The following is a 14321-nucleotide window of genomic DNA, read 5'->3' on the forward strand; positions in this document are numbered from 1 at the left end:
CTTCTCCTTGATTGGTCCTTGATCGAGTCTAATGGTGATCGGCAACCCGAATTCCCTCGCGCCGATCAGTGAATGGCGCGCAGCCGGGGCTCACCGGTCCCGGTGAGCCCCGCGGCGGGGTCGGACCCCGGCGCAACCACGTCGTTCGCGCTGGCCAGCAACTCCCCGAGCTGCGTCGGGTAGACGGACTCCCCCGCGGCCACCAGCTGATCGATATGTGCAGCATCACACCACCGGTGGCTCAGGATGTAGCTGTGTTCGAAGTCCGTGCGGCCGAGGGTCGACGGCTCGAAGCGCCGGGTCCGGTGCACGAAGAAGTACTCCTGGCTGCGGACCACCGCGCCGTTGAAGTCCAGCATCGCGTCGCGACGCCACACCGGTCCGACCAACTCGTCGGGCCGCACCTGCAGCCCGGTTTCCTCGGCCAGCTCCCGCGCCGCGGCGTCCACCAGACGCTCGCCGGGACGGGCCTGACCGCCGATGGTGAACCAGAACCGGCGCGCGGTCCCGTCGGTGATCGCCGGGTCGACGCCGCAGAGCAACAGCACGCTGCCGTGCTCGTCCAACAGCACCACCCGCGCGGAGCTACGGACGGTGGTCTCACCGGCCGGCGGCCCGATCTCGGCCCGCTCGGCGATCTCGAAGTACACCGGCAGCGGCGCGTGGCCGCCGAGCCGCAGTAACCGGACCACCGGCCGCTCTCGCAGCGCCAGGGTGTCGCGCACCGCGTCGTTGTGGAAGCGCCGGGCCAGCAGCACCCGGGCCTCCACGTCGGCCAACTCCGCCACCAGGGCGGTCGGCAGCCGGGCGATGTCGACGGCGGCAAGCGCCGCCGACAGCTCGTTCTCGGCGGCCTCCCGCGCCGACCGCGGCGCCCGCTCGGCAGCGTCGGCCAGCGCGACCAACCGCGTGCCGTCGCCCACCGTGTCGCTCGCGCTGCCCGCGACGGCCCGGGCGACGACGGCCCGCCGGCCCAGCGCGGCGTCGAGCACCTGCCAGGACAGGTCGTAGCGCACGTGCAGGCGGTCCAGCCGGTTGGCGGTCTGATAGGCCCACCCCGCGACCAGCGCCATCACCAGCACGACCACCGCGACGGCGAGGATCACCCACAGCGTCACCGCCGGCCTCCGGAGAGCTCGCTGCGACCCGAGGTCCCGCTCACGCCGACCTTGATGCCGGGGCCGGCAACCGTCTCGTAGACCCGCAGGATCTGCCGGGAGACCTCCGACCAGTCGAAGCGCTGCACCCAGTCGTCGGCGGCGGCCACCAGCCGGTCGCGCTCGGCGGTGTCCTCCAGCACGTCGATCAGCGCGGCCGCCAGCGCCGCGGAGTCGTCGACGGGAACCAGCCGGCCCGCCCGTCCGTCGTCCAACACCCGCCGGAACGCGTCCAGGTCGCTGGCCACCACTGCGGTGTGCGCGGCCATGGCCTCCACCAGCACGATGCCGAAGCTCTCGCCGCCGGTGTTGGGCGCGCAGTACACGTCGGCCCCGCGCAGCGCGCTGGCCTTCTCGGCGTCGTCGACCTGACCGAGGAACCGCAGGTGCTTGGCTAAATCGCCTGCCGCACTGCGCAATTCGTCCTCATCACCGCGGCCCACGACGAGGATCTCCACGTCGGGGAATCGCTTCACCAAGGCCGGCAGGGCACCCAGCAACACGGTCATGCCCTTGCGGGGCTCGTCGAACCGGCCCAGGAACAACACCGCCTTGCCCGGCCGCGGATAGCCCGGCAGGGGCGCCGCGTCGGCGAACGCGGCCACGTCGACCCCGTTGGGGATCTCGACGGCATCGGAGCCCAGCGCCTCCATCTGCCAGCGCCGCGCCAGATCCGACACCGCGATGCGGCCCACGATCTTCTCGTGGAAGGGCCGCAGGATCCCCTGGAACACCGACAGCGTCAACGATCGTGTGGTGGAGGTGTGGAAGGTGGCCACGATGGGCCCCTCGGCGGCCTGCAGCGCCAGCATCGACAGGCTCGGCGCGTTGGGTTCGTGTAGGTGCAGCACGTCGAAATCGCCCTCGACGAGCCACTTCTTGACTTTGCGGTGGGTGGCCGGGCCGAAGCGCAGCCGGGCCACCGAACCGTTGTACGGAATGGGCACCGCCTTGCCCCCGGACACCACGTAGTCCGGCAGCGTCACATCGCTCGACGACGGCGCCAGCACGCTGACCTCGTGGCCCTGGCCCCGCATCACCTCGGCGAGTTGCAGTACGTGCGCTTGCACGCCGCCCGGGACGTCGAACGAGTACGGACACACCATCCCGATGCGCATCAACGCTCCCCCGCACCATCCAGTCGTGCCCGGCGTTCGTCGGACAGATCGGCGATCCACTGCGGCTGCAGCATGTGCCAGTCTGCGGGATGCGCCGCGATTCCGGCGGCGAAGCGATTCGCGAGTTCCTGCGTGATGGTGGTGACGTCGCCGGAGCTGACGTCGACGGGACCGGAGACCTGAAAGCGCCAGTCGTCGGGTTCGTTCCACAGGTGCGCGGTCAGCAGGGTGGCGCCGGTCTCCAGCGCCAGCCGGGCGGGCCCGGCCGGCAGCCGGGTGGCCTCGCCGAACATGTCCACCTGCACCCCGTTGCGGGTGAGGTCGCGGTCGGCCAACAGGCACACCATCGCGTTGTCGCGCAGCCGCTCGCGCAGCACCTCCGACGTCGGGCGCTCGCCGCCGGTCAACGGCAGGATCTCGAACCCGAGGGTCTCGCGGTACTCGATGAACCGCTGGTACAGCGACTCCGGCTGGAGGCGCTCGGCCACCGTGGTGAGCTTGCCGTAATGCTGGACGAACCAGACGCCGGCCATGTCCCAATTGCCGCTGTGTGGCAGCGCGACGATGGTGCCGCGGCCCGCGGCCATGCTCGCCTCGAGATGCTCGCGCCCCAGCAGACACGGGTCGAGGCGTTCGGCGAGTTTGCGTTGATCCATCGATGGCAGCCGGAACGCCTCACGCCAGTACCGGGCGTAGGAGGCCAGCGCGGCGCGGATCAGGGAATTGGGCACCTCGGCGGGCGACACGCCCAGCACCCGGGACAGGTTCTTGCGCAGCTGCTCGGGTCCGCCGGAACGCGACGCGTACAGAGCGCCCGCATCAAAGACGTTGCGGGCAACCATCTCCGGCACGGCGCGGACCACCCGCCAGCCCGCCGCGTAACCCCAGTCCGACAGCTGGCCGCTCAACGGCGCGGTCAGACCCCGGACCTTCGGCAGCCCCGGGAGTCCCGACGTGGGCGTCGACATCAGCGCTCGCTCGGCTCGGGCGGCTGCGCCGGCTCGCCGCCGGACTCGCCGTCGCGCAGCGGGTCGATGGCCCCGGGCGAACTGCGCACGGCGTGCACCCGCTGGGCCACGGTGACCATGCTGGCCGCGGCCAGCACCCACATCGCTGCGTCGAGCAGCCACGGCAGCGGGAAGAACGGCAGATCCGACAGGCCGGTGCCGACCAACACGATGATCAGCCGCTCGGGCCGCTCGATCAGGCCGCCGCCCCCGGACAGACCCGTGGCCTCGGCGCGCGCCTTGACATACGAGATCACCTGGGAGGTGACCAGACAGATCATGGTGGCGACCACCAGCGGGGTGTTGTGCAGCCCGAACGCGGCCCACCACAACAGACCGCAGAACACCGCGCCATCGGCGATGCGGTCGCAGGTGGCGTCCAGCACGGCACCGAATCGGGTGCCGTACCCGCGTTCTCGGGCCATCGCGCCGTCGAGCATGTCGGCCAGCACGAAGAACCACACCGCGACCGCCCCCCACCACAGCTGCCCCACCGGGAACAGCGTGAGCGCCGCGAGCACGGTGCCCGCGGTGCCGATGATGGTGATGCTGTCCGGCGTCAGGCCGGCCTTGAGGGCCACCTTGGCGACCGGGCGGCTGAGCTTCGCGTACGCCGCCCGGGTCATCAGGTAGAAGTCGCTCACGGCAGCTGCGACCATTCCTCGGCCAGCAGGGCACGGGTGTCGCGCAGCAGCTGCGGGATGACCTTGGCGTCACCGATCACCGTGATGAAGTTCGCGTCCCCGCTCCAGCGCGGCACGATGTGCATGTGCAGATGCTCGGCCAGGGATCCGCCCGCCGAGCGGCCCAGGTTGAGCCCGACGTTGAAACCGTCCGGCTTGGACACCGACTTCATCACGCGGATGGCCTTCTGCGTGAACGCCATCAGCTCCGCGCTCTCCTCGGCGTGCAGGTCCTCGAGCTCGGCGACCCGCCGGTACGGCACCACCATCAGGTGTCCCGGGTTGTACGGGTACAGGTTCAGCACGGCGTAGACCCGCTCGCCGCGGGCCACCACCAGCCCGTCCTCGTCGGTCATCTGCGGGATGTCGGTGAACGGCTGTTTGGAGGCCGCCGACGACGACTGCGCCGATCCGCCCTCCTTCACGGCCCCGACGATGTAGCTCATCCGGTGCGGGGTCCACAGCCGCTGCAGGTGATCGGGATGGCCCGCCCCGGAATCCCGGATCTGGCCCTCGTCATCGGTCATTGCCCACCCCCGGCCGCGAGCAGCTCTTCGACCAGCTCGGCCGTCGGCACGTCGTTGCGCTTGTCGCCCACCCACTTGGCGATCGCCGCCACCGCGGCATCCCGGGGCACACCGTTGACCTGGGTGCGGTCGGCGAATCGGAAGCTGATCGCCGAGGCCTCGACATCGCGGTCGCCGGCGAGCAGCAGGAACGGGACCTTCATGTTCGTCTGGTTGACGATCTTCTTGGCCATCCGGTCGTCGCTGGCGTCTACCTCGACCCGAATGCCTTGGGACTTCAGTTGCGCGGCAACGTCGTCGAGGTACTCGACATGCGCGTCCGCGACGGGGATGCCGACCGCCTGCACCGGCGCCAGCCAGGCCGGGAACGCGCCCGCGTAGTGCTCGGTGAGCACGCCGAAGAAGCGTTCGATGGAGCCGAACAGCGCGCGGTGGATCAGCACCGGCCGCTGCCGGGTGCCGTCCGCGGCGGTGTACTCCAGCTCGAAGCGCTCGGGCATGTTGAAGTCGAGCTGAATGGTCGACATCTGCCAGCTGCGGCCCAGCGCGTCCTTGACCTGGACCGAGATCTTGGGGCCGTAGAACGCCGCGCCCCCCGGGTCGGGCACCAGCTGCAGGCCGGAGGCCTCGGCGACCTCACGCAGCGTTTCGGTCGCCTCGTCCCACACCTGATCCGAGCCCACGTACTTCTCGGGATCCTTGGTGGACAGCTCCAGATAGAAGTCGTCGAGGCCGTAGTCGCTCAGCAGGTCCAGGACGAACTGCAGCAGCGACGCCAGCTCGTCGCGCATCTGCTCGCGCGTGGTGTAGATGTGCGCGTCGTCCTGGGTCATCCCGCGCACCCGGGTCAGCCCGTGCACCACGCCGGACTTCTCGTAGCGGTACACCGAGCCGAACTCGAAGAGCCGCAACGGAAGCTCGCGGTAGGACCGGCCGCGCGAGCGGTAGATCAGATGATGCATCGGGCAGTTCATCGGCTTGAGGTAGTAGTTCTGCCCGGGCTTGCGCAGCTGCCCGTCCTCGTCGTACTCCGCGTCGATGTGCATCGGGGGGTACATGCCGTCGGCGTACCACTCCAGGTGACCCGAGGTCACGTAGAGCTGTTCCTTGGTGATGTGCGGGGTGTTGACGAACTCGTAGCCGGCCTGCGCGTGCTTGCTGCGCGAATAGTCCTCGAGTTCCTTGCGGATCACCCCGCCCTTGGGGTGGAAAACCGGTAGGCCCGAACCCAACTCGTCGGGAAAGCTGAACAGGTCGAGTTCCACCCCGAGCTTGCGGTGATCGCGGCGCTGGGCCTCCTCGATCAGCTCGAGGTGCCGGTCCAGCGCCTCCTGCGATTCCCACGCCGTGCCGTAGATGCGCTGCAGGCTGGCGTTGTTCTGGTCGCCGCGCCAGTACGCGGCCGAGCTGCGCGTCAGCTTGAAGGCGGGGATGTATTTGGTGGTCGGGATGTGCGGGCCGCGGCACAGATCCCCCCAAACCCGTTCCCGGGTACGCGGATTCAGGTTGTCGTAGGCGGTCAGCTCGTCGCCGCCGACCTCCATGACGTCCGGGTCGCCGGACTTGTCGTCGATGAGCTCGAGCTTGTACGGCTCGGACTGCAACTCGCGGCGCGCCTGGTCCTTGGACTCGAAGACCCGACGTTCGAAGAGCTGGCCGTCCTTGACGATCTTGCGCATCCGCTTCTCGAGAGCCTCGAGATGCTCGGGGGTGAAGGGTTCGGCGACGTCGAAGTCGTAGTAGAAGCCGTCGGTGATCGGCGGGCCGATGCCCAGCTTGGCCTCCGGGAACATCTCCTGCACGGCCTGGGCCAGCACGTGCGCGGCCGAATGCCGGATGACGCTGCGGCCGGCCTCGGTGTCGGCGGCGATCGGCGTCACCTCGACGTCGGTGTCCGGCACCCAGCTCAGGTCCCGCAGGTTCCCGTCGGGGTCGGCCACCACCACGACGGCGTTGGGGCTGCCCCGGCCCGGCAGATCGGCCTCGCGGACGGCCGCGCCCGCGGTGGTCCCCGCAGGAACCCGGATCGGGGTTGCTGCTTGGGGGTGTGCGGGGGCGCTCATCGGCGGTTCTCCAGTCTCGTGGGGCGGGCCCTGTGCTGGTACGGCCCAGGGATACAGACGGCGACCATGCTATCGGGGCCGGTGTGCGCGGTTGTACTCATGACCCGATGCCCAGCGGGCTCTTCAGCCACGCCCAATCGATGCCGAGCAGACCGGCGCCCCACCCGATTGCTCCCAGCACCCATAGCGTCGCGACCACCACCGCCGCGGTGAACAGCGCGCCGAGGATCTGGATCCACAGCCCCTGCAGCCAGAACCAGGCCATGAACCGGTCGTAACGAACGCGGGCGAAGCTCAGCAGTCGCTTGGCCCAGTCGAACTCGGTGGCCAGGATGCCCAGGCCCAGGAACACGATGGCCCAGCCCGGGCCCGGGTACGGGATGGCGACGATCCCCACGGCCAGCACCAGGGTCCCGACGGCGCCGAGGACGAGTCGGTAGACCAGATTGGCCACCCGGCGTCCGCGCAACCGCTCCCGCCAGCGCTGCCACCGGCGTACGAATTCGGGGGTCACGGCTGACCCGGCTTGAGTTTGACGAACAGCGCGTGGGATTCGGCCAGCAACACCGCGCCGGGCTGGTCCTCGTCGGCGTCGTCGTACAGGGCGGCCTCGACGAAGATCTTGCGGCCCTCCTGCCCGCGCAACCGGGCCTCGACGCGCAGGGTCTTCTCCACCGGCACGATCTTGCGGTAGTCGACGTGCAGGAAGGCGGTGCGCTGATGCATGCCGCCGGTCAGCACCGCGGCCGCGTACCCGAGCACGGAGTCGAACAGCAACCCGAGGCTGCCGCCGTGCGCGGCGCCGTTGCGGCCCAGGTAGAACCGGTTGAACCGGACCGGCCCGCCGATCGTGTCGTCGTCGATCCTGCCGAGCTCCGACGGGACGCCGAGCACTCCGCCGCGGTTCGGCAGGTCGAATCGCCGCCCGGACGGGGTGGTCCACTCGTCGCCGTCGTACGGCGTCAGCAGCGCCGACAGCTTGTCGAGCAGGTCGGCAGCCTCGCTGATGACCTCGTCGGGCGCGTCGATGGTGCGGGCGTGGTCCTGCAGGCGGCGCACGCCGGCAACGAATCGGCCGAAGTCCGGGCCGCCCTTCGTGGTGGGTTTCGCAACGTTGAAACCGCCGCCCGCGTGTCGCTGATCGTTGACCACGCTGACCACCGTATTGCCTGCCCCCGCAGACGGTCGTGTCGGACCGGCGTGGGATGGGCGAGGATCCCGGCGCGCTCCCTAGGATTCGGGCATGCCGGGCAAAATGTCGCTGCGCAACGCGCGGTCGGTGCTGGGCGCCGAGATCGGCGCGATGCGGGCGCGAACACCCGACCTGGACCCGGCCGATCTCACCATGTTCACGTTCCCGTTGCTGGTTCGCGCGGTTGGGGTGCTCGCGATCGGCGCGGTGCCGCTGCTGGTGGTGCGCAGCGGCAGCGAGGAAGACGCGCTGCTGGTGCCGCTGATCGGCTCGCTGGCCCTGGTGATCATCTGCACGGCGATCGTGGCCTGGTTGACCTCGGTGGTGATCTCCGGGCTGGTGGTGATGGTGCTGTACCGGACCGGCCCCGGCGCGTCGTCGCACCTGGTCGTCCGCATCCTCACCGACTCGTTTCGCCGGATCAGCGACTCCACCTCGCATCTGACCCTGTTGGCGTTGGTGGCCGGCCTGCTGTCGCTGGCCATCGGGCTGCCCACCCGCCGCGGCGACGACCTGGCCAATCCGGTGATCGAGGACCTGTTGGCCGCCCAGGTCGGCGTGCTGCTGGCGGCGCTGGGGTTCGCCTTCATCGCCGAGTCCATCCGGTCGGCCGCCGACATCGTCGACGACCAGTCCCTGATGCTGGCCTGGCCGTGGGCGCTGCTGATCGCCTGCGCGTCGTGGTCGTTGGCCACCGCGGTCGGACCGTTCGAGATCACCCGGATGCTGACGATCCTGCTCAACGAATGGCTGCCGGCCATGGTCGACGGGGTGCCGCGGGCCACCGTGATCGCCGACTTGGTGCCCGACGGGGCGCGGTGGTGGGCCGCGTTCGCGCCGCTGCCGGTGATCGCGCTGATCTGGGCGATCCAGGCGTGGCGGCACGACGGGTTCACCCAGATCCGGGAGTTCCTCGAGGGTGACGACGAGGTGCCCCCAACCCGGCGGACCTGAGCGGCGCCGATGTTTAGGACGGGTACTGCCTGAGGAACAGCTGTGAGGCCACACTCACACGCCACCCAGGAGGCACCATGTCCACCTCACCCCAATCCCGTCCGGACGCCGCCCCGCGCGCCGGTCGCACCCCGGTGCAGCTCGCCGCCCTCGCCGTGGGCGCGGTCTTCCTGTTGGTCGGAATTTTGGGCTTCGTCCCCGGGATCACCACCGACGTCGACCAGTTGACCTTCGCCGGCCACCATTCGGGCGCCATGCTGCTGGGCATCTTCCACGTGTCGATCCTGCACAACGTGGTGCACCTGGCGTTCGGCGTCGCGGGCCTGTTGCTGTCGCGCACCTTCGTGCAGGCGCGGCTGTACCTGCTGGTCAGCGCCGTCATCTACGCGGTGCTGGGCGTCTACGGCGTGGTGATCCATCAGGAGTCGGGCGCCAACTTCGTGCCCGTCAACACCGCGGACAACTGGCTGCACTTCGGCCTGGCCGCGCTGATGCTGGCGCTGGGTCTGATCCTCGGCAAGGGCGGCGCGGAGCTGACCACGCGTCGCAGCACCGGCATCGTCGAGTAACCCGGCGGGGCCGGCCCAAAGGCCGGGCACCGGACGGGGTGCGCCCATAGGCTTTGGCCACACCGTGTGCGCACCCCGAAGGAGCCCGTCATGAGCCACTACGCCGTCGTCGACCCCGCGACCGGGGAAACCGTCCGGGAGTACCCCACGGCCACCGACGAGCAGATGGAACAGGCGCTGGCCGCGGCCGCCGCGGCGTTCCGGGACTGGTCCAAGACCACCAGCGTCGCCGACCGGGCCGCCCTGATCCGCAAGGTCGGTCAGTTGCACGGCGAACGCGCCGACGAGCTGGCCAAGATCATCGGCCGCGAGATGGGTAAGCCCTACGACCAGGCCAAGGGTGAGGCGGAATTCTCGGCGGCGATCTACGAGTACTACGCCGACAACGCCGAGAAGTTCCTGGCCGACGAACCCATCACGCTGCTCGAGGGCGAGGGCTCGGCGCTGATCCGGCGCTCGCCCGTCGGCGTGCTGCTGGGCATCATGCCGTGGAACTACCCCTACTACCAGGTGGCCCGGTTCGCCGGGCCGAACCTGACGCTGGGCAACACGATCGTGTTGAAGCACGCGCCGCAATGCCCCGAATCCGCTGCGGCGCTGCAGCAGATCTTCGACGACGCCGGCTATCCGCCCGGTGCCTACGTCAACGTCTACGCCACCAACGAGCAGATCGCCGACGCGATCGCCGACCCACGCGTGCAAGGGGTTTCGCTGACCGGCTCCGAACGCGCCGGCGCCGCCGTCGCCGAGATCGCGGGCCGCAACCTCAAGAAGGTGGTGCTCGAACTCGGCGGGTCCGACCCGTTCCTGGTGCTCGGCTCCGACGACCTGGACGCCACCGTGGAGGCCGCGGTGGAGGGCCGGTTCGAGAACACCGGACAGGCCTGCAACGCGGCCAAGCGGATCATCGTCGCCGACGACATCTACGACGAGTTCCTGGACAAGTTCACCAAGAAGGTCCTCGAGAAGGCCGACGGGCTGGCCCCGCTGTCCTCGGTGGCCGCCGCCGACCGGCTGGCCGAGCAGGTCCAGCGCGCCGTGGACCACGGCGCCAACCTGGTGTCCAGCGGCGAACGCCAGGGCGCGTTCTTCCCGCCCGGCGTGCTGACCGGCGTCACCCCGGACTCCCCCGCCTACAAGGAGGAACTGTTCGGGCCGGTGGCCACCGTCTACAAGGCGTCCTCGGAGGAGGAGGCCGTCGAACTCGCCAACGACACCCCGTTCGGGTTGGGCTCTTACGTCTACGCGACGGACACCGAACAGGCCAAGCGGGTGGCCGACAAGATCGAGGCCGGAATGGTGTTCGTCAACTGCGTCGGCGCCGAAGGCGTGGAACTGCCCTTCGGCGGCGTCAAGCGCTCCGGATTCGGCCGGGAGCTGGGCCGGTTCGGTATCGACGAGTTCGTGAACAAGAAGCTGATCCGCATCGGGTAGCCGGTTTGCCCCGACGGGATGAACTCCGCGACCCGCCCGCGTTCGACCGAGCAGAAGCCATCGGTCACAACACGTCGGGTACGGCGGTCAGGAGAAAACATCATGAGCGTGGACAACCTCATTTCGTTGGGCGGTCAGGGGCTCGACGAGCTGGTGCCGTCGCGGTACGCGGTGCAGGTCGGCGACATCGAGGTGCTGGTGATCAGCGACGGGGTGCTGCCGATCACGCCGCGGACGATGGCCACCAACGCCGATCCCACCGAGTTCGGGACCTGGCTGGACGACCGGTTCCTGCCGCACGACGTGTTGGACTGGCCGCTGAACGTGGTCGTGGTGCGCAGCGGTGAGCAGACCATCCTCGTCGACGCCGGGTTGGGGGTGGAGTTCCCCGACTTCCCTCGCGCCGGGCAGACGGTGCGCCGGCTGGAGGCGGCCGGGATCGATCCGTCGGCCGTGACCGATGTGGTGCTGACCCATCTGCACATGGATCACGTGGGTGGGTTGCTGACCGCCGGGCTGAAGGAGCGCCTGCGCCCCGACCTGCGGGTGCATGTGGCCGCGGCCGAAGCCGAGTTCTGGCAGAAACCGGATTTCTCCCGCACCGACATGCCGGCGCCGGTGCCCGACGCGCTGCGAGCGATCGCGTCACGATTCCTCGACGAGTACCACGGTGCGCTGCGAACCTTCGAGACCGAATACGAAGTGGCGCCCGGGGTGCTGGTGGCCCGCACCGGCGGTCACACCCCGGGCCACAGCGTGGTCCGGCTGGCCTCCGGCGGCGACGGCCTGACCTTCGCCGGCGACGCGGTGTTCGCGCCCGGTTTTGACAACCCCCTGTGGCACAACGGTTTCGAGCATGACCCCGAGGAATCCGCCCGGGTCCGGATCGCACTGCTGCGGGAGTTGGCGGCCACCGGCGAGGCGCTGGTGGCCACCCACCTGCCGTTCCCGTCGGTGTGTCATGTGGCGCCGGCCGGGGATGTTTTCCGGTGTGTGCCCGCGGACTGGAGGTACTGAGGGTGCACGCCGCACTGGCGAGCCGCATCAGACCGTGACGCTCAACCCCGCGCTACCGGCCGAGCTGGCTGGACCTGAATAAGGTCTCGGGCCGCGCACGATTACGTGGAGCTGAGCCAGCAGTTCGGCGAAGAACTCGCCGCGCTGGGTGAGACCGCGGATCTAGTTTCCTGCCAGCAGTCGCAACGCCGCGTGTCCGCGCCCACTTTCTCGGCCGGTGGCAATCCAGGACCGGTGGCGGCGGTCTTGAAGCGCACTCCATAACGCTCGGATGCGCTTGGAATCGCCTTTGCTCATCCGAGCCCGGTCAGCCACGGGATCGCTCACCATGCAGGCCAGCACCGCGGCGTCGTCAACGTGCCGCGCCCGGTCGCGCGAATCCCCAATATAGGCCGCACCTTTGAGCACCAGCGCACCGAGCACATCCGGGACGCTCACCACCACGATCCCCTCTGCGGTGTCCACCTCGCAGTTCACCGTCTTACGCAGCGCCGAGGTTCCTCCCGGCACAGCGAACACCGGGCGCCGGAACGCCGTCGGCCGCCATTTCGGCGGCAACCGGTCCGCCACCATCACATCGACCTGCTCGGGTCCGCGCACGAAGCGGTGAGCCGGTCCGTCGCCGGACGGGCGGAGCAGCTCGTAACCGATCCGCTCCAGCTGGTGCTGCACGCCCTGGAAGGTGGCCTCGCCGGTCTCGATGTGCAGAATCATGTCCACGTCATTGGTCGGGCGAGTGAGTGGGAACCCGGCATGAGCCGCGTGCAGTTGCACCATGATTCCGCCGATCAGCGTCCACTGGGTGTGTGGAATCAGATTCACGATTTCGATGACCTGCGGCCAGGGCAGCGGCCACCCGCCGGGCGGGGCGTTGACGTGCCAGACCGGCCGGTCGCCGCCATGTGAGGTCACCGGCGGGTCCGGTTCCGGTGACCGTCACCGGCTCGGAACTCGGTGAGCAGTTCGGTAAGTATCCGTTCTCCCGCAGCGGCTTCCCTGGTATCCAACGCCTCGGCCAGGTCTACGGCAACAGCGGCGACAAGCGACTGCTCGAGCCTGTAGCCGGCGTCGTCAGGCACGACGCGCACGACCACGTCGCCTTCGATATCGTCGTATAGCCCCGATCCCGTGACTAGTTCGGGGAACGCGCTGGCTGCGACATATCCGTCAGACCCGCGATCGGTCGCGGAGAGCCCGAACAACGCGGCGTTCTCCGGATCGCGCAGGGCGCTCACACCAGTGGGTACCAGTCCTGTGACGGCGTCCCATCCGCGCATCTGATGAATCGTGGCACGGCGGCGAGAAAGCCACACCAGATCACTGGCGTTGATTCCGCGCAGGCGATGACGCAGGCGCGACAATCTCGCGGCGTCCATCCAGTCGGCCTGCTTCCCAGACAACAGCGCGAGCGCAGCCCACGCTGTCGCCGCGGACCATGGCCTGCCGTTGCGTCGGGCCCGTTGGGCAAGTCGGTGCACCGAGGCGCTATCGAGCAGCAGTGTGCGCCCGACAACCCGACTCACCGTCAGCACCTCTTTGCTCGCCAGCCGCGCAACCTGTCGCTGCGACACCTCCAAGACCTCGGCGGCCTCGGCGGCAGTCATCTCACTCATGCATATATGGTCCTTCAAGAGACCTATTACCGCAATATCAGCTGCCCATAAGGTCTTAATCAACCACCCCGCTGCGCAACGCCAGCCCTCCAGGTGCGACCGTTCGGCGCCCACGTTCGTCCGTACGACGCCTGTTCACACCACTCCACGCTCATGCATCCAAATGGAGTACCGGCGGTGGTCATCGCGACATTCACGTTGGCCGCTACACACATTCCACGAACGCCACACGGACCGATGGCGCGACGACGCTCGGAGCCATCACCAGTCCCGCGGCGAAGAAATGCGGCGTGGCCCAACGATGGCCCGCCGCGGGTCGCCGTGGGGCGATCAATCTGGAATGGGTCACCGTGGGTCATCAAACAACCACCTCGGTCGACCCAGAAAACACGAAAACCCCTGCTGCCAGGGGGTTTTGTGGTGGTCCCGGCTGGTTTCGAACCAGCGACCTTCCGCGTGTGAGGCGGACGCTCTCCCACTGAGCTACGGGACCGAAATCCAACGGATTCGACGAGGCAGAAGACTAGCACGCCCGGTTGGCTGCGCCGGAATCGCGCTCCCGGACTCGCCTGAGCACCGCCACTGCGGCCGGCTGGCGGCCCCGCCAACACGGGCCATCGGGCAGCGCCGATCAACGGTGGCGAGCAAGGGATTTGTGTCTGCGTGCCCGGGTGGACTATCGTTCTGCATCGCGACGGGCGACGATCTCGACCGTGGCACGCGGATGTAGCGCAGCTGGTAGCGCATCACCTTGCCAAGGTGAGGGTCGCGGGTTCGAATCCCGTCATCCGCTCGAAGGTGCAGTGGCATCAACCCCAGCGGTGGAGTGGCCGAGTGGTGAGGCAACGGCCTGCAAAGCCGTGCACACGGGTTCGATTCCCGTCTCCACCTCCAATTTTTCGACCCGGCGCGATTAGCTCAGCGGGAGAGCGCTTCCCTGACACGGAAGAGGTCACTGGTTCAATCCCAGTATCGCGCACCACAGTT

General features: G+C 68.9%; 14 protein-coding genes and 4 tRNA genes. 7 read left to right on the top strand and 11 right to left on the bottom strand.

Going from position 1 to position 14321, the window contains the following annotated elements:
- Positions 1 to 65: 65 nt before the first annotated feature.
- The 8 genes from R2K23_RS13540 to R2K23_RS13575 all read right to left on the bottom strand — a co-directional run bounded on the left by R2K23_RS13540 (position 66) and on the right by R2K23_RS13575 (position 7707).
- A complete protein-coding gene (locus R2K23_RS13540; RefSeq protein WP_316510119.1) occupies positions 66 to 1118 on the bottom strand; it encodes an NUDIX hydrolase in 1053 nt (350 codons plus the stop codon).
- Positions 1115 to 2275, bottom strand: coding sequence for a glycosyltransferase family 4 protein (locus R2K23_RS13545; RefSeq protein WP_316510120.1), 1161 nt, complete (start codon positions 2273 to 2275; stop codon positions 1115 to 1117). Before R2K23_RS13545 ends, R2K23_RS13540 begins: the two co-directional genes overlap by 4 nt.
- Entirely contained in the window at positions 2275 to 3243 is a 969-nt protein-coding gene (locus R2K23_RS13550; RefSeq protein ID WP_316510121.1) for a phosphatidylinositol mannoside acyltransferase, read from the bottom strand. The genes R2K23_RS13545 and R2K23_RS13550 overlap by 1 nt, the downstream gene beginning before the upstream one ends.
- The gene (pgsA, locus tag R2K23_RS13555) at positions 3243 to 3926 is read right to left on the bottom strand and encodes a phosphatidylinositol phosphate synthase (protein WP_316510122.1); all 684 of its coding nucleotides are present in this window, start codon (positions 3924 to 3926) and stop codon (positions 3243 to 3245) included. Before pgsA ends, R2K23_RS13550 begins: the two co-directional genes overlap by 1 nt.
- Positions 3923 to 4492 (bottom strand): ATP adenylyltransferase, encoded by a 570-nt coding sequence (locus tag R2K23_RS13560; RefSeq protein ID WP_316510123.1) that lies wholly within the window; start codon positions 4490 to 4492, stop codon positions 3923 to 3925. Before R2K23_RS13560 ends, pgsA begins: the two co-directional genes overlap by 4 nt.
- A complete protein-coding gene (gene thrS / locus R2K23_RS13565) occupies positions 4489 to 6555 on the bottom strand; it encodes a threonine--tRNA ligase (protein ID WP_316510124.1) in 2067 nt (688 codons plus the stop codon). The genes R2K23_RS13560 and thrS overlap by 4 nt, the downstream gene beginning before the upstream one ends.
- Positions 6556 to 6652: 97 nt before the next feature.
- A complete protein-coding gene (locus tag R2K23_RS13570; protein ID WP_316510125.1) occupies positions 6653 to 7069 on the bottom strand; it encodes a TIGR02611 family protein in 417 nt (138 codons plus the stop codon).
- Positions 7066 to 7707: a PaaI family thioesterase gene (locus R2K23_RS13575; protein ID WP_316510126.1), complete on the bottom strand. Its 642-nt coding sequence runs from the start codon at positions 7705 to 7707 to the stop codon at positions 7066 to 7068. Before R2K23_RS13575 ends, R2K23_RS13570 begins: the two co-directional genes overlap by 4 nt.
- Before the next feature lie 91 nt (positions 7708 to 7798).
- Here R2K23_RS13575 and R2K23_RS13580 point away from each other — a divergent pair, with 91 nt between their 5' ends.
- The 4 genes from R2K23_RS13580 to R2K23_RS13595 all read left to right on the top strand — a co-directional run bounded on the left by R2K23_RS13580 (position 7799) and on the right by R2K23_RS13595 (position 11721).
- Positions 7799 to 8701, top strand: a complete 903-nt coding sequence (locus R2K23_RS13580; protein WP_316510127.1) for a hypothetical protein — start codon at positions 7799 to 7801, stop codon at positions 8699 to 8701.
- A 77-nt stretch (positions 8702 to 8778) separates the two neighbouring features.
- A complete protein-coding gene (locus R2K23_RS13585) occupies positions 8779 to 9270 on the top strand; it encodes a DUF4383 domain-containing protein (RefSeq protein WP_316510128.1) in 492 nt (163 codons plus the stop codon).
- 90 nt (positions 9271 to 9360) lie between these two features.
- Positions 9361 to 10704 carry an NAD-dependent succinate-semialdehyde dehydrogenase gene (locus tag R2K23_RS13590; protein ID WP_316510129.1) on the top strand — a complete coding sequence of 448 codons (1344 nt, stop codon included), beginning with the start codon at positions 9361 to 9363 and terminating at the stop codon, positions 10702 to 10704.
- Between the two features lie 102 nt (positions 10705 to 10806).
- Complete coding sequence (locus R2K23_RS13595) at positions 10807 to 11721, top strand: MBL fold metallo-hydrolase (RefSeq protein ID WP_316510130.1); 915 nt, start codon at positions 10807 to 10809, stop codon at positions 11719 to 11721.
- A 162-nt stretch (positions 11722 to 11883) separates the two neighbouring features.
- Here the strand turns inward: R2K23_RS13595 and R2K23_RS13600 are convergent, their stop codons facing one another.
- The 3 genes from R2K23_RS13600 to R2K23_RS13610 all read right to left on the bottom strand — a co-directional run bounded on the left by R2K23_RS13600 (position 11884) and on the right by R2K23_RS13610 (position 13827).
- A complete protein-coding gene (locus R2K23_RS13600) occupies positions 11884 to 12633 on the bottom strand; it encodes a hypothetical protein (RefSeq protein WP_316510131.1) in 750 nt (249 codons plus the stop codon).
- Positions 12630 to 13334 (bottom strand): DNA-binding protein, encoded by a 705-nt coding sequence (locus R2K23_RS13605; RefSeq protein ID WP_316510132.1) that lies wholly within the window; start codon positions 13332 to 13334, stop codon positions 12630 to 12632. The genes R2K23_RS13600 and R2K23_RS13605 overlap by 4 nt, the downstream gene beginning before the upstream one ends.
- 418 nt (positions 13335 to 13752) lie before the next feature.
- Positions 13753 to 13827 (bottom strand) — tRNA-Val (locus R2K23_RS13610).
- 227 nt (positions 13828 to 14054) lie between these two features.
- Between R2K23_RS13610 and R2K23_RS13615 the strand changes: the two genes are divergently transcribed.
- From R2K23_RS13615 to R2K23_RS13625, 3 genes are all read left to right on the top strand, one after another.
- Positions 14055 to 14127, top strand: a tRNA-Gly gene (locus R2K23_RS13615).
- A gap of 27 nt (positions 14128 to 14154) precedes the next feature.
- A tRNA-Cys gene (locus R2K23_RS13620) sits at positions 14155 to 14228 on the top strand.
- A gap of 13 nt (positions 14229 to 14241) precedes the next feature.
- Positions 14242 to 14316: transfer RNA gene (locus R2K23_RS13625), tRNA-Val, on the top strand.
- The last annotated feature ends 5 nt before the right edge of the window (positions 14317 to 14321 follow it).

This window comes from Mycolicibacterium sp. MU0050 (genome assembly GCF_963378085.1).
Classification (GTDB): Bacteria; Actinomycetota; Actinomycetes; order Mycobacteriales; family Mycobacteriaceae; genus Mycobacterium; species Mycobacterium wendilense.

What these genes read in the sequence shown, in the direction of transcription:
- R2K23_RS13560 (WP_316510123.1), bottom strand. Translation starts at nt 4,492, where the DNA reads ATGACCGATGACGAGGGCCAGATCCGGGATTCCGGGGCGGGCCATCCC.
- R2K23_RS13550 (WP_316510121.1), bottom strand. Translation starts at nt 3,243, where the DNA reads ATGTCGACGCCCACGTCGGGACTCCCGGGGCTGCCGAAGGTCCGGGGT.
- R2K23_RS13545 (WP_316510120.1), bottom strand. Translation starts at nt 2,275, where the DNA reads ATGCGCATCGGGATGGTGTGTCCGTACTCGTTCGACGTCCCGGGCGGC.
- R2K23_RS13585 (WP_316510128.1), top strand. Translation starts at nt 8,779, where the DNA reads ATGTCCACCTCACCCCAATCCCGTCCGGACGCCGCCCCGCGCGCCGGT.
- R2K23_RS13580 (WP_316510127.1), top strand. Translation starts at nt 7,799, where the DNA reads ATGCCGGGCAAAATGTCGCTGCGCAACGCGCGGTCGGTGCTGGGCGCC.
- R2K23_RS13590 (WP_316510129.1), top strand. Translation starts at nt 9,361, where the DNA reads ATGAGCCACTACGCCGTCGTCGACCCCGCGACCGGGGAAACCGTCCGG.
- thrS (WP_316510124.1), bottom strand. Translation starts at nt 6,555, where the DNA reads ATGAGCGCCCCCGCACACCCCCAAGCAGCAACCCCGATCCGGGTTCCT.
- R2K23_RS13595 (WP_316510130.1), top strand. Translation starts at nt 10,807, where the DNA reads ATGAGCGTGGACAACCTCATTTCGTTGGGCGGTCAGGGGCTCGACGAG.
- R2K23_RS13605 (WP_316510132.1), bottom strand. Translation starts at nt 13,334, where the DNA reads ATGAGTGAGATGACTGCCGCCGAGGCCGCCGAGGTCTTGGAGGTGTCG.